At 69.2% G+C, this 19,691-nt stretch carries 21 protein-coding genes and 1 pseudogene; 8 read left to right on the forward strand and 14 right to left on the reverse strand.

The window, feature by feature from the left end:
* Positions 1–23 precede the first annotated feature (23 nt).
* Positions 24–794 (reverse strand): NAD kinase, encoded by a 771-nt coding sequence (locus MKK51_RS20045; RefSeq protein WP_243980135.1) that lies wholly within the window; start codon positions 792–794, stop codon positions 24–26.
* Between the two features lie 86 nt (positions 795–880).
* Between MKK51_RS20045 and cutA the strand changes: the two genes are divergently transcribed.
* Positions 881–1,201 (forward strand): divalent-cation tolerance protein CutA, encoded by a 321-nt coding sequence (gene cutA / locus MKK51_RS20050; protein WP_243980137.1) that lies wholly within the window; start codon positions 881–883, stop codon positions 1,199–1,201.
* 100 nt (positions 1,202–1,301) lie between these two features.
* Here cutA and MKK51_RS20055 read toward each other — a convergent pair whose 3' ends face one another.
* The 12 genes from MKK51_RS20055 to croR all read right to left on the reverse strand — a co-directional run bounded on the left by MKK51_RS20055 (position 1,302) and on the right by croR (position 13,405).
* A complete protein-coding gene (locus MKK51_RS20055; protein WP_243980139.1) occupies positions 1,302–1,469 on the reverse strand; it encodes a hypothetical protein in 168 nt (55 codons plus the stop codon).
* A gap of 174 nt (positions 1,470–1,643) precedes the next feature.
* Positions 1,644–1,841 carry a hypothetical protein gene (locus tag MKK51_RS20060; protein ID WP_243980141.1) on the reverse strand — a complete coding sequence of 66 codons (198 nt, stop codon included), beginning with the start codon at positions 1,839–1,841 and terminating at the stop codon, positions 1,644–1,646.
* A 269-nt stretch (positions 1,842–2,110) separates the two neighbouring features.
* Positions 2,111–3,406 (reverse strand): oxalate/formate MFS antiporter, encoded by a 1,296-nt coding sequence (oxlT, locus tag MKK51_RS20065; RefSeq protein WP_279601235.1) that lies wholly within the window; start codon positions 3,404–3,406, stop codon positions 2,111–2,113.
* Between the two features lie 646 nt (positions 3,407–4,052).
* A complete protein-coding gene (locus MKK51_RS20070) occupies positions 4,053–5,186 on the reverse strand; it encodes a glycosyltransferase (protein WP_243980145.1) in 1,134 nt (377 codons plus the stop codon).
* A complete protein-coding gene (locus MKK51_RS20075) occupies positions 5,183–5,989 on the reverse strand; it encodes a lysophospholipid acyltransferase family protein (protein WP_409565732.1) in 807 nt (268 codons plus the stop codon). Before MKK51_RS20075 ends, MKK51_RS20070 begins: the two co-directional genes overlap by 4 nt.
* On the reverse strand, positions 5,986–7,527 hold the full coding sequence (locus tag MKK51_RS20080) for a phytoene desaturase family protein (protein WP_243980147.1): 1,542 nt from the start codon (positions 7,525–7,527) through the stop codon (positions 5,986–5,988). The genes MKK51_RS20075 and MKK51_RS20080 overlap by 4 nt, the downstream gene beginning before the upstream one ends.
* Positions 7,528–7,668: 141 nt before the next feature.
* The gene (locus tag MKK51_RS20085) at positions 7,669–8,874 is read right to left on the reverse strand and encodes an ABC transporter permease (protein WP_243980149.1); all 1,206 of its coding nucleotides are present in this window, start codon (positions 8,872–8,874) and stop codon (positions 7,669–7,671) included.
* Positions 8,871–9,851, reverse strand: coding sequence for an ABC transporter ATP-binding protein (locus MKK51_RS20090; protein ID WP_243980150.1), 981 nt, complete (start codon positions 9,849–9,851; stop codon positions 8,871–8,873). Before MKK51_RS20090 ends, MKK51_RS20085 begins: the two co-directional genes overlap by 4 nt.
* A gap of 11 nt (positions 9,852–9,862) precedes the next feature.
* A complete protein-coding gene (locus MKK51_RS20095) occupies positions 9,863–10,285 on the reverse strand; it encodes a DUF2141 domain-containing protein (RefSeq protein ID WP_409565733.1) in 423 nt (140 codons plus the stop codon).
* A complete protein-coding gene (crtI, locus tag MKK51_RS20100; protein WP_243980152.1) occupies positions 10,282–11,862 on the reverse strand; it encodes a phytoene desaturase family protein in 1,581 nt (526 codons plus the stop codon). Before crtI ends, MKK51_RS20095 begins: the two co-directional genes overlap by 4 nt.
* 180 nt (positions 11,863–12,042) lie before the next feature.
* Positions 12,043–12,852, reverse strand: coding sequence for a TrmH family RNA methyltransferase (locus tag MKK51_RS20105; RefSeq protein ID WP_243980154.1), 810 nt, complete (start codon positions 12,850–12,852; stop codon positions 12,043–12,045).
* 73 nt (positions 12,853–12,925) lie between these two features.
* A complete protein-coding gene (croR, locus tag MKK51_RS20110; RefSeq protein WP_027173515.1) occupies positions 12,926–13,405 on the reverse strand; it encodes a 3-hydroxybutyryl-CoA dehydratase in 480 nt (159 codons plus the stop codon).
* Positions 13,406–13,582: 177 nt separating this feature from the next.
* Here croR and MKK51_RS20115 point away from each other — a divergent pair, with 177 nt between their 5' ends.
* The 3 genes from MKK51_RS20115 (at position 13,583) to MKK51_RS20125 (ending at position 15,409) form a co-directional block, all read left to right on the forward strand.
* Positions 13,583–14,200 (forward strand): cation transporter, encoded by a 618-nt coding sequence (locus tag MKK51_RS20115; RefSeq protein ID WP_243980156.1) that lies wholly within the window; start codon positions 13,583–13,585, stop codon positions 14,198–14,200.
* Positions 14,201–14,210: 10 nt separating this feature from the next.
* Positions 14,211–15,062, forward strand: a complete 852-nt coding sequence (locus MKK51_RS20120) for a metallophosphoesterase (RefSeq protein ID WP_243980158.1) — start codon at positions 14,211–14,213, stop codon at positions 15,060–15,062.
* Positions 15,063–15,187: 125 nt separating this feature from the next.
* Positions 15,188–15,409, forward strand: coding sequence for a hypothetical protein (locus tag MKK51_RS20125; RefSeq protein WP_243980159.1), 222 nt, complete (start codon positions 15,188–15,190; stop codon positions 15,407–15,409).
* An 85-nt stretch (positions 15,410–15,494) separates the two neighbouring features.
* Here MKK51_RS20125 and MKK51_RS20130 read toward each other — a convergent pair whose 3' ends face one another.
* Positions 15,495–15,872, reverse strand: coding sequence for a 4a-hydroxytetrahydrobiopterin dehydratase (locus MKK51_RS20130; protein WP_243980162.1), 378 nt, complete (start codon positions 15,870–15,872; stop codon positions 15,495–15,497).
* Positions 15,873–16,127: 255 nt separating this feature from the next.
* Here MKK51_RS20130 and MKK51_RS20135 point away from each other — a divergent pair, with 255 nt between their 5' ends.
* From MKK51_RS20135 to MKK51_RS20150, 4 genes and pseudogenes are all read left to right on the forward strand, one after another.
* Positions 16,128–17,114, forward strand: coding sequence for an ABC transporter substrate-binding protein (locus tag MKK51_RS20135; protein WP_243980164.1), 987 nt, complete (start codon positions 16,128–16,130; stop codon positions 17,112–17,114).
* A 59-nt stretch (positions 17,115–17,173) separates the two neighbouring features.
* Positions 17,174–17,911 (forward strand): ABC transporter permease, encoded by a 738-nt coding sequence (locus MKK51_RS20140; RefSeq protein ID WP_243980183.1) that lies wholly within the window; start codon positions 17,174–17,176, stop codon positions 17,909–17,911.
* Positions 17,892–18,641 carry an ABC transporter ATP-binding protein gene (locus MKK51_RS20145; protein ID WP_243980165.1) on the forward strand — a complete coding sequence of 250 codons (750 nt, stop codon included), beginning with the start codon at positions 17,892–17,894 and terminating at the stop codon, positions 18,639–18,641. Before MKK51_RS20140 ends, MKK51_RS20145 begins: the two co-directional genes overlap by 20 nt.
* Before the next feature lie 707 nt (positions 18,642–19,348).
* A pseudogene (locus tag MKK51_RS20150) lies at positions 19,349–19,691 on the forward strand (PQQ-dependent dehydrogenase, methanol/ethanol family); the annotation flags it as partial.

Here is a 19,691-nt window from a genome sequence, read left to right on the forward strand (position 1 = left end):
GCGCGCCGTCGCGCGGCGTCACATCAGCCGAACTGTTCGCGAAGAATCCGCTCGTCGAGGCTGTGGCCGGGATCGTGGAGGAGAGTGAGGTCGGTCTTGAGGTCGAGCCAGGTCTCCACGGTGCAGACCCGGCGGAACTCGGTGTGGTCGGCCACCGCCGCCACCGGGCGATGCGCCGCGTCGAGCACCTCCACATGGATGCGGGCGTGGTCCGGCAGCAGGGCGCCGTGCCAGCGCCGGGGGCGGAAGGCCGAGATCGGGGTCAGTGCCAGGAGCCGCGAGTTCAGGGGCAGGATCGGCCCGCCCACCGAGAGGTTGTAGGCGGTGGAGCCGGCGGGCGTCGCGCAGAGTACGCCGTCGGCGATGAGCTCCGGCAGGCGCACATGCCCGTCCACCGAGATCTTCAGCTTGGCGGTCTGGTGCGTCTGGCGCAGCATGTAGACTTCGTTGATGGCCCGCGCCGTGTGCCGGCGTCCCTCCACGTCCACCGCCTCCATCATGAGCGGGTGGATGGTGCTGCGCTTGGTGCTCTCCAGCCGTTCGAGGAGGTTGTCCTCGCGGTATTCGTTCATCAGGAAGCCGACGGTGCCGCGATTCATGCCGTAGATCGGCGTGCCGGCCAGCATGAAGCGGTGGAGCGCCTGAAGCATCAGCCCGTCGCCGCCGAGCGCCACGATCACGTCGGCCTCCTCGGGGGCGACGCTGTCGTAGCGCCGCATCAGCGTGTCGGCCGCGCTGCGCGCATCGACGGTGGGACTCGCGATGAAGGCGATCCTCTGGAAGCGCCGCGCCATGGATGATCGTCCGCTCGTGTTGACGCCGGGCTTCGCCGCGCGCCTCATTCCGCTCGGAACAGGCCGCTGACCCGCAGACCCATAGCATGGAGCGTCCGCTTCTCGTCTACACCACCTTTCCCGATGCCGAGACGGCACTCGCCATCGGCGAGGAACTGGTGCGCGCGCGCCTGGCCGCCTGCGTCAACGTCCTGCCGGGAATGCGGTCGGTCTATGCCTGGAAGGGGGCGGTGGAGCGGGGCGAGGAGGTCGTCGCCATCCTCAAGACGCGGGAGGGGCTCGCCGATTCCCTCGCCGCCGCCCTGAAGCAGCGCCATCCCTACGAGACACCGATCATCCTGCATCTCGCCACATCCGGCGCCGATGCCGGCACCGCCTCGTGGATCCTTGCGGAGACCGGCGGCTGAGGCGCGCCCGATCGCCATCCCGCCGGGCATGAAAAACCCCGCCGAAGCCGGAGCTGGCGGGGAGAATCCGTGAGGGAGGGGCCGATCGACCGGATACGGCTCAGGCGGCCAGACGGTAGGATGCCCGGGCGTTGTCGTTGATGGCGACGAACATGCCGGCGGAGGTCGTGCCGGAGACCGTCTCAGCCGATTCGGCGCGGTCCGTGAGCAGGGCCAAAGCGGGGCCGACGGCGACGGCGGCGAGGCCGAGGAGGAACAGAGCGATCACGGAACAAGCCTCTCTTGCAGCTGCGATGGAGGCTGTATCGCACCGCACCATGATCTCTGGTATATCACATTCCGTATGACGGCCATGTTTCCGGCGCGGAGCCGCCGGGTCGTCCCGGCGGGCGGGGCTCGCATCGGCCGGGACGCCGCCTTGTCACCGCCGTGCAAGGGGGCTTCAGCGATGGTTGCCGCCGGACATGCCGGGCATCAGCGGCAGCGTGTGGTACCCGTCGCCGAAGATGATGATGGAGAGGGTCAGGCCCAGGGCCGCGACATACAGCACCGCGAAGAGATCGCGGTGGGCGCCGGCCGTGGCGAGCACCAGGGCCGCGAACGGGATGCTCTGCAGGGCGAGGATGGCTGCGATGTTCATCTCGGGCACTCCGGCGGTCGCCGATCAGGGTCGGACGTGACGGCGCGTGGGGCAACACGGGACTGGCGGAGATGGCGCTCCTCGAAGGAGGCGCGATGAAACGAGGTGGCGTCGGCCCGGCGGCCATCGCGAGGCCGGCACACAGGCGGGGCGGGATGCCGTATCGGTGGAGAGGCGGCCCGCTCCGGGGTGGGTCGCCAAAGGGCCGATGGGCCGGTCCTTCAGCCGAACCGGTCTCGCCCCGCCGGTCGGGCGGGGCGAGCGGTCGATCAGGCGTGGGCCAGGGCGCCCGCCGGCGTGACCGAGCCGTTGGCGACGTGGTGGCGCTTGAGCATCGGCCGGAGGACGGCCACGGCCAGGAACGCGGCGAAGAGATCCATGATCGCCACCGTATACAGCACCGTCGCCCAGGTGCCCGTGGCCTGCATCAGGATGTTGCCGAGCGGGACGAACAGGGCGGCGAAACCCTTGGCGCAGTAGAGCACGCCGTAGATCTTGCCGATATGCTTGGAGCCGAACGTGTCGGCGGCCGTGGCGCTGAACAGCGAGTAGACCTCGCCCCAGGCCAGGAACACGATGCCGGACAGGATCACGAAGGCCCAGGGATTCGAGCCGAAGTAACCCAGGGCGACGATGCCGATGCCCTCCATGGAGAAGGCGATGAACATCGTCTTCTCGCGCCCGATCCGGTCCGAGATGTAGCCGAAGAGCGGCCGCGAGATGCCGTTCATGATCCGGTCGAGCATCAGCGCGAAGGGCAGGGCCGCCATGGCGAAGAAGTACAGGTTGACCTGGAACTCCTTCACGCCGAGATCCTGCGCGATGACGCCGAGCTGGGCCACGGCCATCAGGCCGCCGGTGACCGTGCAGGTGAACATGAGCAGCATGACGTAGAAGACCGGCGTGCGCAGGGCTTCCCCGAGGGTGTAGTCGCGCCGGCTCTGCAGGACCTTGGTCGAGAAGGTGACCTGGTCCTTCGCCGGGGAGCGCAGGCCGATGGCGGCCAGCATGATGATCGAGCCCTGGATCAGGCCGAAGATGAAGAAGGCCTGGGCGTAGCTGCCCTGCGAGATCATGCTGGCGATCGGCAGGATGGTGAGGGCCGAACCGGCGCCGTAGCCACCCGCCGTCAGGCCGACCGCGAGGCCGCGCTTGTCCGGGAACCATTTCAGGGCGTTGTTGATGCAGGTGGCATAGACGCAGCCCACGCCGATGCCGCCGGCCACGGAGCCGAGATAGAAGCCCGTGAGCGAGGTGGCGTAGGAGTTGATGACCCAGGCGAGGCCGGTCATCAGACCGCCGAACATCACGACCCGGCTCGGGCCGTACTTGTCGATGAAATAGCCTTCAATCGGGGTCAGCCATGTCTGCACCACGACGAAGATCGTGAAGGCGACCTGGATCGCGGCGCGGTCCCAGCCGAAGGTCTTCTGAATTTCAGGGACGAACAGCGTCCAGGCGTACTGGATGTTCGCCGCCGCGACCATACAGGCCACTCCGAGGATGAGTTGGAGCCATCGCTTTGAAGGTTGCGCCGTTATGGGCGCGGTCACGGACGTCGCCATGAGCTTTCTCCCTGATCATGGACATGGATACTTGAGGTCTGGAAGATCGAGGCACCCCAGTGGATTGGCTCCCTCGGCCGCGGCACGTGATCGGCAGGATCAGACGTCGCCAGCTGGTATTCAGTATTTGGCATATCAGATGTGCAAGCAAGCATCATAATGCACTAATGGACGGGGATTCAGCATGATTTCGCGAAATCTTGCCCTGTTACGGCCCACGAACGAGCAGGATGTTTCATCCGCCACATCTGGGAAAAATGATCGGGACGGGGTGGTCCCGGTGGTGACGAGACAGCGGACCATCGAAGCCATCGCATTCCGAGCTGTTTGATGGGCACGGGCAGGCTATGATCGGATCCCTCTGGGGGTAGACAATGTCGCGCCGCGTAGACCCGAGTATTCGATCTGCATAAATTATAAAACCAAGAGTTTTTGACATATACGTCAAAAAAAACAAACAGTTGGTATACTTCGTTCCACGCTCGGCGGTCGCTGGTTCGGTCGACGCTTCATCGCGGTGGCACCAAACCGATGCTTGCGTCGCGGGGAGGGGAATCCTGCGTGCGGCGGTGACCCGGAAGAGCGGACGAGAGACGACGGCGCCCTTGGGAAGCCCGGCCTCGCCTACGGCCGGGAAGAAGGCGTCCTACGCCCCCTTCACCGGATAGCTCCGCCCCTTCCACACCGCCGCTCCGGCGCGCTCGGGGGACAGCAGGACGTTCCACTGGATCGCCAGGGCCACCACCACACCGAGCGGGTGGAGGAGGATGGTCGCGGCCGGCTCGTGGGTGATGAGGGTGATCGCCGCCCGGGTGGCGAGCGACACGACGAGGGCGGCGAGCGCCACCAGCCCTGCATGGGGTGTCGCGAGGCCGAAGGCGGCGGCGAGCACGAGCAGCAGCGGCAGGACATGGCCCGCCAGCAGCAGCAGCGTCCAGACCGGGAGGGCGCGGGGCGTGGCCATGCCCTCATGGGCGTTCTTCGAGAACCCGGCCCAGCACGCGGCGAGGTTTTTGTACATCCGGCAGGTGGCGAGGGCGTGCCCGGCCACGAGGTCGGTGCGATGCCCGGCATGGCGCAGGATCCGGGGCAGGAACACGCCGTCATGCAGGCGCCCGCGGATGGCACCGTGGCCGCCGGTCCGGTCGTAGACGGCGCGGTCAACGAGGACGAGCTGGCCGCAGGCGGCGCCCAGCGCCGGGCGGAGCGAGGCGCGCATCATCGGCACGGGGAGGTAGCCGACGAGGAGGAAATTGATCATCGGCACGGTGAGCCGCTCGCCGAGGCTGCCCATGATCTGGCGCGGCACGGCGCTCACCAGGGCGGCCCCCGTGGCGCGGGCATGGGCCACGAGCCCGGCCGCCGCGGCGGACGCCAGGGTGACGTCGGCGTCGATGAAGAGGAGGTGCTCGCCCCTCGCCTCGGCGGCGAGAGCGGCGCAGGCATGGTTCTTCCCCGTCCATCCCTCCGGCAGAGCGGGCACCGGGACGAGCCGAAGCCGGGGATCGGTCTCCGCCAGGGCGCGGACGAGGCTTGCCGTGGCGTCGGTGGAATGGTCGTCTCCCACCAGCACCTCCACGGCGATGCCGGTGCTCGCCAGCGCGGCCCGGACCGTCTCGACGATGGTGTCCTCCTCGTCGCGGGCGGGGATCAGGATCGAGACCAGCGCGTCCCGTGCCGCCTCGGGCTCGGGCGTGCGCAGGGCGATGAGGTTCGCGCAGGCCAGGATGGCGGGGAGGAGGGCGAAGGCGAGGGCGACGAGCGCCAGGACGAGGGTCACGGGGCTCTGTCTCCCTCGGAGCGGTGGGCCGGGTCGAAGCGGCGACCGGTGAGGACGGACCGCATCCGGCGCCAGCCGTCATAGATGCCGCCGATACCCTTGCCGCCGGAGGTCAGGATCGTGAAGCGGCCGGGCTCGCGGGCGGCGACGTCGGCGGAGAGCCGGTCGAGGGTGGCAGTCAGGTCGGTCTCCATGCGCGCCAGCCGCTCCGGCCGGGCCAGGGCGAGGAGATCGGCGCCCCGCACCGGCGTGCCGAAGGCGGCGAAGGCTTCGGCGCCGCGCTCTTCCCAGAAGGCGTATTCCAGCGCCAGGGGCACGAACAGGGCGTCGGGGGCGAGCTCGGGCAGGCGCGCCACGCCGCCGCGCAGGCCCAGCGGCCGGGTGCGGATATCGGCGAAGCGTCCCTGCGCCGTCACCCAGAGCATCTGCCCCGGTGCCCCCAGGATGGCGCGGGACCGTTTCAGGAACTGCGCGGCGCCGCGGGCCGAATCGAGATCCACCGGAAACGCGCCGATGCGGGAGAAGACGGCGTATTTCTCCAGCGCCGCCGCGTCGAATGGCGCGTGGCTCGTCCGGTCCGGGAAGAGGCGGCCGGCGAGGAGGATCACCACGGCCGCGTCCCACCAGGCGGGGTGGTTCAGATAGACGACGATGGGACCGGAATGGCCGGACATTTCCGGCACGCCCCAGCGGGCGAGCCGGAGCGCGTTCATGTGGCGGCGCAGGAACCGGTCGAAGTACCAGACCATGAACCGCCAGATCGGCGGCGAATGGCGCGGCGTGGAGGGAGCCGGCGGGCTCACGCGCTCTGCCGCACCTCGCCGCGGGTGTCTCCGCCCTGCGCGTCGGAATCGAGCGCGTCGGCGGCGATCCAGCCCGACATCATCACCATGGGCATGCCGGGGCCGGGATGGGCCGCGCCGCCCGCGAGGTAGAGGCCGCGCACCTGCCGCGAGCGGTTGCCGGGCTTGAACGCGCCCATGAACTTGCCGTGCGAGGCGAGGCCGTAGATCGCGCCGTTGAGCACCTTGTAGCGCTCATGGATGTCCTGCGGCGTCAGGTGGCGCTCGACGACGATGCGCTCTTCAAGGTCCGGCATGTGGCCGGTGCGCTTGAGCTTGTCGAGGATCACCTGCCGGTAGGCCGGAAACATCGTCGACCAGTCGTGGTGCGGGCGCAGATACGGCGTGTGGACGAGGACGTAGAGCGCCTCGCCCCCCTCCGGCGCCACCGACGGGTCGGTGGAGGACGGCGCGGCGAGATAGGCGGTCGGATCGGGGGCCGGCTCGCCCTTGCGGTAGATGTAGTCGAACTCCTCCTCCGGATCGCGGGAGAAGACGAAGTCGTGATGATTGAGGTGCTCGTAGCGCTTGTTCAGGCCGAGATAGAGCACCACGCCCGAACAGGCCGGCTCGAAGCTCTTCTTCTCATAGGCCTTGCCGACATCGCCGCCGACGAGCTCGCGATAGGTGCGCACCGAATCCATGTTGGAGATCACCGCGTCGAACGGGGTGATGCCGGCGGCGGTCTTGACGCCCTTCACCGTACCCTTCTCGATGGCGAGGCCGGTGACCTCGTCGCCCGGCCGCAGGGTGGCGCCGAGTTCGGAGGCGAGCTTCGTCAGCGCTTCGGCCACCGCGCGGGTGCCGCCCATCGGGTACCAGACGCCTTCCGCCGTCTGCATATGGGCGATGGCGCAGAGCACGGCCGGCGCGCCGTAGGGGGACGAACCGACATATTGCACGAAGTGGTCGAGCATCTGCGCGAGCCGCGCGTCCTTGACCTTGGAGCGGATGGTGCCGGCCACCGACGATCCCATGCGCAGGGACAGGACGTCCCGCAGGGTGCCGGGGTTCATGTTGGCGCGGATGTTGATCGTGTCGAACAGGTCTTCCACCGGCTTCCAGAAGAAGAACTTGTTCGAGACGTCGTGCAGGTGCTCGGAGATCTCGAGGAACTTCTTGTAGCCCTCGCCGGCCCCGGTATTGGGGGCGAAACGCTCCATGTCGGCGGCCATGGTGGGCACGTCGGCCATGAGGTCGAGACGGGTGTCGTCGTCGAAGAAACAGCGCCATTGCGGGTCGAGGCGGCGCAGGTCCAGATAGTCGTGGATGTTGCGGCCGGCCTCCTGGAAGATGCGCTCCAGCACCTTGGGCACGGTGAGGATGGTCGGCCCCATGTCGAACCGGAAGCCGCCCTCGTGCAGCACCGCGGCCTTGCCGCCGAGCCAGTCGTTCTTGTCGTAGAGCGTCACCGTGTGGCCGCGTGCGGCGCTGACGCAGGCCGCCGCGAGGCCACCCAATCCTGCGCCGACCACGGCGACCGAAGACCCGACCCGCATGTTCATCGTCACTCCCCGGATGCGGACAAGGCCGCGCCCTATGACGGGTAAGCTAGACCGGATCGGCCGGGGGTCAACGCGCTAACCGGTCGCGCCGCCTGAGTTCTTCCCTGTTTCGGGTCCGAGGCGGACCCCGCGGGCTCACACCACCCGCCGCGACACCAGCCCCACCGCCGCCACCAGTCCCAGCGCCGCCACGGTGATCATCACGCCCCAGGCCGGCATGGTTGCGGCCATGCCTTCGCCGAGCGCCGTCTGGTAGGCCTCGATGGCCCAGGCGTTGGGGGTGAGCCAGCCGGCCTGCTGCAGCCAGAGCGGCATCAGGAAGCGCGGGACCATGCTGCCCCCCACCGCCGAGAGCAGCAGCACCCCGAAGGTGGAGGCGAGATGGGCCTGCTGGCGGGTGTTGGCCGCCGCGCAGGCGGCGAGCGCCAGACCCGCCGCCATGGCCGAGACCAGAAGCGAGGTGACGATCCAGGCCGGCCAGTGCGGGCCGATCTCGACCCCGTAGACCAGGGCGGCGGCGGCGAAGATCAGGCCCGCCTGGACCACGCCCTGGATCACCAGGAACAGGAACTTGCCCAGGACCACCACGGCCAGGCCCCCCGGCCCGGCCATGAGCCGGTCGGCGAGGCCCGATTGCCGTTCCTCCACCAGGGACATCGCCCCCTGCATGGCGGCGAACAGTAGGAACACGGCGGTGATGGCGCCGGCATAGTAGCTCACCCGCTCGTTGGTGCGGCCCGAGGCCGTGCTCCGCCGCTCCACCAGGGAGGCGAAGGAGAACGGCTCCTTGCGGGCGCGCTGCTCGGCGAAGGCCTGGGTCAGGAAGGCGCGCTCGTCCGGCCCGATCTTGCCGGAGCGCTCCACATCGGCGACGATCCGGGCGAGGACCACGTCGGGCAGCGACTCGTTGAGGACGCGCTGCAACTGGCCCAGGGCGATCGGGGTGGCCAGCGCGCGGGCCGGGTTCTCGATCAGCACCACCGGCTGGGCGGCCTCCGGCGGGGCTCCCGTCGCCGGCGCGTCGAGATCGCCGCGCAGGACCAGGGCGGCATCGACCTCTCCGCGCCGCACCGCGCCCGTCGCCTCGGCGAGGGTCGTGGCGCTCAACCGCTCGATCCGCAGGGAGGGGTCGGCTTCGAGAGCCGTCATCAGCCGGCCGGTGGTCGCCGTGCCGGCGAGGTCGACGAGGCCGAGATGGATGCGGATGCGGTCGCCGATGGCGCCCGAGAAGATCGCGGCGAAGATCATGAAGATCACGGTCGGCAGGACGAAGGCCATGACCAGGGCGGCCCGGTCCCGCCGCAGGCTGATCAGCATCACCCGGAAGGCGGCGGTGATCATGCCTCGGTTCCCGTCCGGCGGAGGGGGATGGGACGGTTCGGTTCGGCGCGGTTCAGGGCCTCGCGATAGACCGCCTCCAGGCCCGGCGCACGAATGCGGATCTCGGCCACCGGCACGCCCTCCGCCCGTAAGGTGCCGAGGAGGGCGGTCCCGTCGAGCCCGGCCCTGTGGCTGGCCCGCCAGGTCAGGCCGGTATCGACGGGGCTGAATCCCGCCCGGCGCAGGGCCGCCTCGGCGGCGGGATCGGCGAGGGTCGCCAACGCCACTTCGTGCTCGGGCACCTCCGCGCGGATGCGCTCCAGCAGGACCGCGAGGCGGCCCTCCTGGACGAGGCGACCGTCCGCCAGGATGGCGACTCGGTCGGCGAGGCGTTCGGCCTCGGCGAAATCGTGGGTGGCGACGAGGATGGCGGCGCCTTGCGCCCGCAGGCGCGCGAGCACCGCATGGATCGCCGCGCGGGCGTGCAGGTCCACCCCCTGGGTCGGCTCGTCGAGGAGGACGAGGCTCGGCCGCGCCATCAGGCTCGCGGCGATGTTGGCCCGACGCTGGTAGCCGCCGGACAGGTGGCCCACCGGGCGGCGGGCCACCTCGCCGAGATCGGCCAGATCCAGGGCGGACCGGACCGCCGCCTTGCGCTCGCGCCGGCCGATCCCCGAGAGCTGGGCGAAGACGGAGAGATTCTCGGCCACGGTGAGGCGGGGATAGAGGGCGATCTCCTGGGGCACCCAGCCGATGACGCGCCGCGCCTCGCGTTCGCGGAACGGGTCGGCCCCGGCGATCCGCACGATGCCGCTGTCAGGGGGCAGGCGTCCGGCCACGAGGCGCATGAGCGAGCTCTTGCCGGCGCCGTTGGGGCCGAGCAGGGCCAGGGTCTCGCCCGCCTCGATCCGGCAATCGACGCCGCGCAGGACGAGATGCCCGCCATAGGCGAGGGTGGCGCCCCGGACCACGACCAGGGGCTCCTGTCCCGGATTCATGAGCGGCGGGGTCAGCGGGGTGGCAGGGCGCGGACGAGGCGCACCCGCACCGCGACCCCGGGCTCGCGCAGGGTGAAGCGCGCGCGGCTGAAATCCGGTCGGGCACGGCCCGTCTCGCCGGAGAAGCCATAGGGTTCCAGCGGCAGGCCGAGGCCGGTGCGGTCGAGGCGGCGGTTGCCGTCGAGATCCTGGTAGGCGGCGACCGCGTAGATGCCGGGCTCGATGCCGGTGAGAACCACCCGCCGGCTGCGGCCATCCGCCGGGACGTCCTGCCCGTTGCGGCATTCGGCCTCCGACAGGCCGCCCTGGCACAGGGCGACGTAGACCGTGCCGGCGCCGGGCTCGATCCCCTCCACCAGCACTTCCACCGTGGCCGCCCGCGCGCCGCCGCAGGCCATGACGGCGGTGAGGGCCACCGCGAAAACGCCCCTCACGAGGTCTCGCCCGAGGTGGCAAGCGGCGAGGTGGTGGGGATGCCGGCGGCCTCCGCGCCTACGCGACCGGCGGAAAGCTCCTCGATGAGGAGGCGCGCGGTGATGCGGGCCCCCTCGTAGATCACCGGCAGGCCCGAACCCGGATGGGTGCCGCCGCCGACGAGGTAGAGCCCCGGTCCGAAGCGGTTGTGGGGGCGGAAATACAGCATCTGCATCAGGTCGTGGGCGAGGTTGAAGGTGGCGCCCTCATGCACGAAGAAGTCGTCCCGCCATTGCGACGGGTCGACGATGCGCTCGTAGCGAATGCGCTCCTCGATGTCGGTCAGGCCCAGCAGCTTCAGCCGGTCGAGGACGAGGCGGCGGTAGCTCTCGCGGGTGGCGGGCCAGTCGATCCCCGCCTTCAGGTTCGGCACCGGGACGAGGACGTAGAGGCTGGTATGGCCGGCCGGCGCCATGCCGCCGTCGGTGTAGCCCGCGTGCTGGACGTAGAGCGAGGGCTGCATCGGCAGGGTGCCCTCGGTGATCTCGCGGATGTTGCGGGCGTACTCCTCGGACAGGAAGATGGTGTGGTGGCCGAGCCCCGCCGGGACTTTTCCCTCGATCCCGAGATACATCATGAAGGTCGAGCAGGAGAGGCGGGCCTTGTCGATCTTGGCGTCGCGCCAGCGCGGGCGGTGCGTCTGAGGCACCAGATCCTTGATCACCTTGGCGAAATCGCCGTTGATGACCACGGCGTCGGCCTTCAGCGTCTCGGCTCCGCAGACCACGCCGACCGCTTTCTTGCCGTCGAAGAGCACCCTGTCCACCGACGTGCCGAGGCGGATGTCCACGCCCATGCGGCGGGCGAGGCCCGCCATCGCCTCCGACACCGCGCCGCAGCCTCCCACCGGATGGTAGACCCCGTGCTCGTATTCGAGGAACGACAGGATCGTGAACAGGCTCGGGCAGCGGAACGGCGACATGCCGAGGTACTTGGTCTGGAACGCGAAGGCGAGGCGGACCCGCGGGTCCTTGAAGTAGCGCTGCAGGTCCTTGTCGACGCTGCGGCCGGGATGGAGGTGGGGTAGGGCGGCGATCATGGCCGGGGAGGCCATGCTGCGCAGGGTGTGGAAGGCCTGTTCCAGCACCGGCTTGAAGAATTTCAGCTTCACCCGGTTGTCGGCGAAGAATCGTCGCACGTTCCTGGCGTCGTCCGGGGCGATGCGGGCGACCTCGGCCTCAAGCCGCTCCATGTCGTTGGTGGCGCGGATCTCGCCGCCCGCCTCGAAGACGAGGTGGTATTGCGGATCGAGCCGTTCGAGCTTGACGTGATCCTCGAGCCGCTCGCCGCAGGTCTCGAAGATGTCCGCGAGAATCTGTGGATAGAGGAAGAAGGTCGGGCCGATGTCGAACCGGTAGCCGCCGGGGGCCTCCACGGTCTTCGTCCGGCCTCCCACGGCCGGGTCCTTCTCGACCAGGGTGACGTGAACGCCGGCGCGGGCGAGAAGGAGCGCCGTCGCCAATCCCCCCGGACCGGCGCCGACGACGATGACGCGGCGTCCTGACAGGGTCCGCAGGCCATCCCGTGACTGAAGCAACGCGATCAACTCCCTCGTCGACGACCTCCGATGGGAAACCTCCCATGCGCAGGCGTATCGGCATCCGTGCCAAGCTCAAAGCCCCGAGTGCGGGATACCGCCCGTACCGGTCTAGCTTGCCGCCTAATCTCGACCGGCGGCAGGGGCGGGACAATTGCCACGGATTGTCGCGTGCCCGCATCAAGGGCGCCGCATGGCCAGGTGATGGAGCGCCAGCGCCCCGGCCGTGGCCACGTTCAGGGAATCGAATCCGGGGGCCATGGGGATCCGCACGGTGCGGGTCCGCGTCATCAGGCCGTGCGACAGGCCGGGCCCCTCGGTCCCGAGGAGAAGGAGCGTTCGTGGCAGCGGCGGCAGCTCGGCGAGCACCTCGTCTCCCCGCGGGCTGAAGGCGAGGGGAACGAGGGCGTTGGCTTGCGCGAAGTCCAGCATCGCCTCCGCGTCGAGGCGGGCGAAGGGCACGATCAGCGCCGCGCCGGCCGAGACCCGGATGGCCTTGCGGTAGAGCGGGTCGCAGGTGGCGGGGTCGAGGAGCACGCCGTCGGCCCCGAAGGCGGCGGCGTTGCGGAACAGGCCGCCGACATTGTCATGGTTGGTCAGCCCGACGAGGCCGACCACGAGGGCGGGGGCCGGAGGCGGGGGGAGGGCGAAGGGAGCCTCCCCTCCGCGCAACCCCACCGCCATCACGCCCCGGTGGATCGGGAAGCCGGCGATGGCGCTCATCACCGCCTTCGAGGCCGTATAGACCGGCACCGAACCGGGCAGGGCGGCGAGCGCATCGGAGAGGGGCGCCACCCGCTCGTGGCTCAAGAGCAGCGATTCGGGCGCGAACCGCGCGGCCCCCGAGAGCAGCACCCGCAGGGTCACTTCTCCCTCGACGATGAACCGGCCCTCGCGCCCGACGAGGTCGCGCTCGCGCATGGCGGCATAGGCGGCGATGCGCGGATCGGCGGGGTCGTCGATGGGGATGGGTGTCACCGGTGGCCGCATCCTGTGCCCTGGCGGATGATGCGCATGGCCCGAGAGACCCCCTCTCCCCGCATGCGGGGAGAGGGGGAATGCGCTACGCGTTCGCGGGACGTCCGCCCATGCGGATGGCGAGCGGGTCCGCCTCCTCCCTGGTGGGCACCTTCACCAGGGCCTCACCGTCGAGCACGACCTCGCCGGCGACGGAGCAGGTGCATTTGAGTCGGGCGCGGCGGCGCTCGGGGACGAGTTCGGCCACCTCGACGGTGACCTGGACCGTATCGCCGATGCGGACCGGCGCGCGAAAGTTCAGGGTCTGGCTGATATAGATGGCGCCGGGGCCGGGCAGGCGGGTGCCGAGCACCGCCGAGATCAGGCCGGCGGTGTAGAGGCCGTGGGCGATACGGGTGCCGAAGGGCGTGCGCGCCGCGAAATGCTCGGAGAGGTGGATCGGGTTGCGGTCGCCGGTGATCTCGGCGAAGCCCACAACGTCGGAGGAGGAGATCTCCTTGTTCAAGGTCTCGGACAGCCCGACCTCGAGATCCTCGAAATACAGGACGCGCAGCTCTGGCATCATCGGTCGGTCTCCCCCGTCTCACGTCGTTGTCGCGGGCATGATCCCGCGTCTGACGTGTCGCGTCGCACAAGCGCTTCGGCAAATCCAGCGCGAGAACGATGAAAATCTCGCCTCGACAGCCACCTCACCGCCGGTCCAAGAGGCGCAACATTGCGAAAAGCCCGTCCTTGAGAGCCGATGACCGACGCTCCCTCGCCCGCCCCCGTGGTCCCGCCGTCCCTGCGCCCGGTCGTCCTGCGCGTGGCGGGGCTGAACCTCGCCTATTTCGCCGTCGAGATCGCGGTGGCCGTGGCGATCGGCTCCCTCGCCCTCATCGCCGACAGCCTGGACTTCCTGGAGGACGCGGCCCTCAACCTGCTGATCTTCGCCGGGATTGGCTGGAGCCTGCGCAACCGCGCCCGCCTCGGCATGGTCCTGGCCGGCATCCTGCTGCTGCCGGCCCTCGCCACCGCCTACGCCGCCTGGGAGAAGGTGGCGGACATGGCGCCTCCCGCGCCCCTGCCGCTGACGCTCGCCGGCCTCGGGGCGCTCGCCGTGAACCTCACCTGCGCCGTGATGCTGGCCCGCCACCGGGACGGGGGAGGAAGCCTGACGCGGGCGGCCTATCTCTCCGCCCGCAACGACGCCTATGCCAATCTCGCCATCATCGGCGCCGGCCTCGTCACGGCGCTGACGCTCTCGCCCTGGCCCGATCTCGTGGTGGCGGCCGGCATCGCCGTGCTCAACGCCGATTCGGCGATGGACATCCTCAAGGCCGCCCGCGCCGAGTGGCGCGCGGCCCATCCGACGGCTTGAGAGGTCTCCCTTGCGTCTGTTCCCGATCTCCGACCTGCATCTCGAGCGCCGCCGTCCGGAGACGATCACGCGGCCGGACGAACCGTTCGACGTCCTGGTCTGTCCGGGCGACCTCTACGAGGGGCGACCGGAGGCCGGCCTCGCGGCGCTGCGCGAGATCGCGCAGGGACGGCCCATCGTACTTGTGCCGGGCAACCACGAGCATTATGCGCCGACCGGCGATCCGCGCACCGCGCCCGAGCTGATCGCCGCCCTGGAGGCCGAAGTGGTGCGGATCAACGGTGAAGGGGAGGGCGGTCCGGTCCACCTCCTCAACCACGGGGCACGCGTCGTCCTCGACGGCGTGCGCTTCGTCGGCACCACCCTGTGGAGCGACTGGGCTCTCGCCGGCCGCTGGCTCGACGAGACCGTGCCCGACCGCCCGGCCGATCCCGTCGCCTACGCCGCCGCGCGGATGACCGACCCGGTGACGGGCTCGCGCGAGTTCCGCGGCTCGATCCGCAAAGGGGATGGTAGCGCCTGGTCGCCGGCCGACGCCATGGCGGCGCATCTGGCGCAGAAGGCCGAACTCGCCGCCGCCCTCGCCCTGCCGCATGCCGGCCCCACCGTGGTGGTGACCCACCATCCGGCGAGCCCGCTTGCGGCCGACGCGTTCCGGACCACGCCCGGCGTGCCCTGGTGGGTACCGGCCTTCTACGCCACCACCGCCCTCGACGACCTGCCCGAGGCGAGCCGCCCCGACCTCTGGGTCTCCGGCCATTTCCACGCCGGCCACGATCTGCGCATCGGCCGCACGCGCTGGATCGCCAACCCGGTGGAGGGGGGGACGTATTCGGCCGAGAGGTTCGTGGCGGTGGGGTGAGGGGCGAGCGCGGCAGGCCTCGGCTCTCCGATCGTCTCCGAGAGCGCGCGTCCCGCGAAACCTCCTCCCTCCGCCCTACGTAGACGCGGGGAGGGGCGCCGCCCGCGCCCGGATCGGAGCCGTCCATGAACACCTTCATCGCCGTCGTGCTCGTCTGCGCCAACGCGATCCCGATCGAATCCTGCTCGGACGAGAAGGCGAGCGAGGTGCGCAAGGTCCGCGTCTCGAACGAACTCGGCTGCACCAACGGCTGGCAGGAGATTATCTCCCGCACCGACCTCGGCGAGGAGATCGGCAAGACCGCCTACCTCAAGACCGAGTGCCGCCGGGTGAAGGAGCCGCAGTGAGCCTGTCCGTCTCTGAGAAAACTCCCGCCGCGCCGTCATGCTCCGAGGGAGAATCGACCGTGAGCGGGAGCTCTGCGAGGCCCTCCTACCTGTCGTACTTGATGTAGGCGAAGCGCGCGTCGGTGGGCGTGCCCTCGAGGCCCTGCCCTTCGGTGCCCGGCTGCCAGCCAACCACCTCCTCGATCTTCTTGGCGAGGGCGAAGTCCTTGTCGGTGATGCCCTTGGCGGCGTGGTTCATCAGCCGCACCTCGACCCAGGCATAGGAGGCGGTGAGGTCCGGGTGGTGCCAGGCGGCTTCCGCGAGGTGGCCCACCGTGTTGATGACCATGAGCGTGCTCTTCCAGCCCGCCGTCTTGTAGGTCCGCCGGATCCAGCCGTCCTCGTAGGTCCAGGCCGGCAATTCGGCGGCCAGACGCTCCGAGATGGTGGCGTCGTCGAGGGCGTCTTCGCGCGATCCGGCCATGGCTGCAGGTCCTTTGACTGTCGTGGTGGTGGTCGAGGGACTCTGCGACGGGCCGCGTGTCCGGGCAAGGCCGCCGGCAACGATCGCCGGGGCCGTGAATGCGGCGGTCGCCTGCGACGTGGTGGCCCTGCCCCCAAGGACGGCCGATCGGATCTGTGGACGCCGGGGGGGCGAGACCCTATTAAGAAAGAATAATAGTTCGTCGGTCCCGACTGCCGGGACCGGATGCGGGCCGGTTCCAGGGAGACGACGTTCATGCTGTCACGGCGCGGAGTGCTCGCGACGGCTGCGCTGTGGCCCCTGGCCGGGTCGGTGACGGCCGCAGCCGCCGGTCCCGCCGTCCGTGTGGGAAGTCTGCCCTTCGGCACCGTGGCCTGGGAGGCGGCGGTGATCAAGGCGCGCGGGCTCGATGCCGCCAACGGCTTCACCCTCGACGTGGTCAAGCTCGCCGGTAACGATGCCGCCCGCATCGCCTTCCTCGGCGGACAGGTCGACACCATCATCGGCGACCTGCTCTGGGCCGGGCGCCTCGGCAACGAGGGCAGGGCGATGCGCTTCATCCCCTATTCCACCACCGAGGGCTCTCTGATGGTGCCGGCGGGCAGCCCCATCGCCGGTCTCAAGGATCTCGTCGGCAAGCGGCTCGGGGTGGCGGGCGGACCGCTGGACAAGAACTGGCTCCTGCTCAAGGCCCAGGCCAAGGACGCTGCCGGCATCGATCTCGAATCGCAGGCGCAGGTCGCCTACGGCGCGCCGCCGCTCCTGGCGCTCAAGCTCGAACAGGGCGAACTCGACGCGGCGTTGCTCTACTGGACCTATTGTGCCCGCCTTGAGCCGAAGGGTTTCACCCGCCTCATCGGGTCGGACGACATCATGCGCGCGTTCGGCGCCACCGGCTCGATCGCGCTCATCGGCTACCTGTTCGAGGGCGCCACCGTGTCGGACAAGGCCGAGGCCATCGCCGGCTTCGCCCGCGCCTCCCGTACCGCCAAGGAGATGCTGGCCAACGATCCCACCACCTGGGACGTGGTGCGGCCGCTGATGTCGGCCGAGGACGAGCCGACCTTCGAGGCGCTGAAGCGCGATTTCCTCGCCGGCATCCCGCGCCGGCCGCTCGCCACCGAGCGCACCGACGGCGAGCGCTTGTTCGGCGTGCTGGCCAGGCTCGGCGGCGAGCGGCTGGTGGGGGCGGGCAAGACCTTGCCTGCCGGCCTGTATTTCGACGGGGCCGGAAACGGTTGAGCCGCGTCACGCCCTCCCCCGCGGTGCGCTGAATCGTGGCCCGGCCCGGCGCGAATGCCATGGGAGTGGCAACGCGACTCGTCTCCGTGCTGGTGCTGCTCGCAGCCTGGCAGGCGGCGGCGACGCTTGCGGAATCGCGGCTCCTGCCCGCGCCCCTCGCCATCCTCGATTTCATCGTGAAGGAATCCGCCACCGGCGACCTGTGGCGCAACGTCGGCATCACCCTGACACGGGTGGCCGTGTCGTTCTTCTTCGCCATGGGGCTCGGGGTCCTGCTCGGCATCGCGCTTGGCCGCTGGAAGGCGTTCAACCTCGTCCTCGACACGCCGCTCCTCATCCTCCTCAATACGCCCGCCCTGGTGATCACGGTGCTGGCCTACATCTGGGTCGGCCTCAACGAGGGCGCGGCGGTGCTGGCGGTGGTGCTCAACAAGCTGCCCAACGTGGCGGTGATCGTGCGCGAGGGGGCGCGTGGCCTCGATCCGGGACTGGAGGAGATGGCGCGGAGCTATCGTTTCGACCGCCGCACCTGGATCGCCCACGTCCTGGTGCCCCAGCTGCAGCCCTTCGTGGTGGCCGCCGCCCGCTCCGGACTGTCCCTCGCCTGGAAGATCGTGCTGGTGATCGAGCTGCTCGGGCGTCCGAACGGGGTGGGCTTCGCCATCAACTTCTACTTCGTCCAGAGCCTGAACGTGGCGGCCATCATCGGCTATAGCGTCGTCTTCATGAGCGTGATGATCGCCATCGATATCCTCATCCTCCAGCGCCTCGAGGCCCATGTCCGACGCTGGCGCTGAGAGGGCGGACGCGCTCTCCGTCTCCATCCGCAGCAAGATCTATGGAGCCGGCGGGCCGGAGCCGGTGGAGGCGGTGCGCGATCTCTCCTTCGTCATTCGCCGGTCGGAGATCGCCTGCCTCATCGGCCCCTCGGGCGCCGGCAAGACCACGACCCTGCGCATCCTGCTCGGCCTCGACGACGCTTATGACGGCGCGGTGACCCCGGACCCGCGCGAGGCCGGCATCGCCATGGTCTTCCAGGAGCCGCGCCTCCTCCCCTGGCGCAGTGTCGAGCAGAATGTCCGCCTCGGCCTGCCCCGTTCCGATCGGGGGCGCGATCTCGACGCCCTGTTCGAATCCCTCGGGCTGACGCCCTGGCGTGGCCGCTATCCGGGGAAGCTCTCCCTCGGAATGGCACGCCGTGTCGCGCTCGCCCGCGCCCTGGCCCTCCGTCCCCGCATCCTGGTCCTCGACGAACCCTTCGTGTCCCTGGACGACCGCGCGGCGGCGTCCCTGCGCGAGATCGTGGTGGCGACCGTGGCGCGTGAGGGAATGAGCGTGCTCATGGTCACGCATAACGTAGCGGAGGCCATCGAGATCGCGGACCGGCTCCTCCTCGTCTCGGCGCGCCCGGCGAGCCTGCTCGCCGCCGTCGCCCTCGACCGGCCCAGAAGCGAGCGCGACCGGTCCTGGGCCGAGGCGATGCGGGACGATCTCGCGAATCGCTTTCCGGGCGTCATCGCCGCCTGAAAGCGCTGTCCCGGTCGTGGGAGAGCGGCACGATATCGCCGACGCGACATTATGCACATACTCTCAATGCCTAACGCGCTCCTCAGTAGCCGCTACGCAGTCATGCGGCGAGACAACGCAGCGCTCGATCGAATGGCGCCCAACCGATGCTGCAACGCGAACTGGGAGCGTATGATCTGTCGCACAAAAATGCATGATAGTTCATTGCGGCGCAGGCTTAATTTGATCGCCTATTGGGCGGAGCGACCATTTTTTTTGGACATCCTCGGCTCGCTTGAGGGGGGATTGGCATACCAAGGGGCCTGCATGCGTGTGACGCATAAGAAGTGCATCGATCGTCTAATTACTTTTATCTTGGAGATCGTCGATTTTGCAACGCAACATTTTAGGGTGCGATCGCTCAGATCGCGGTTAACGAAGACGTTCGTTCACCAGGACTTGATGCGGCCTGAGCTCAAGCTTGCTCAATCGAGTTGACGCCGCCGCGATTTTTCTTAGAGTTCATTCAAGCTTCGGTTCGGAGGGGCGCCGCAAAGGGGTAGCGGCGACCGGGAGAGCAGGCGGCGGTTTGGGCGAACAGTCTCGCAGAAACAGCCACTTGGGAGACTCTATCGGAGTGAACTATCCCTGTCGCAAATAACAGGTCGCACATGTGGGGGCAGGTTTCGCTGTTCTCCAGACGTGTCAAAGATCTGTCGGAGGAATGCATGAGAGCGGTCCATCTTCTCGCACTCGGCGCTGGTCTGGTGGCTTCGGCCCCCGCCTTCGCCAATGACGACGTCCTGAAGCGCTCGGCCGATCCGGCCCAGCAGGTTCTGCAGACGGTCGATTACGCCAACACGCGATATTCGAAGCTCGACCAGATCAACGCCAGCAAAGTGAAGCAGCTGCAGGTGGCCTGGACGTTCTCGACCGGCGTCCTGCGCTGCCACGAGGGTTCGCACCTCGTCGTCGGCAACATGATGTACGTCCACACCCCCTTCCCGAACACCGTCTACGCCCTAGACCTAGACAAGGACGGCGTGATCGTCTGGAAGTACGAGCCCAAGC

Origin of the sequence: Methylobacterium sp. E-045 (assembly GCF_022829685.1) — a bacterium.
Lineage (GTDB): Bacteria > Pseudomonadota > Alphaproteobacteria > Rhizobiales > Beijerinckiaceae > Methylobacterium.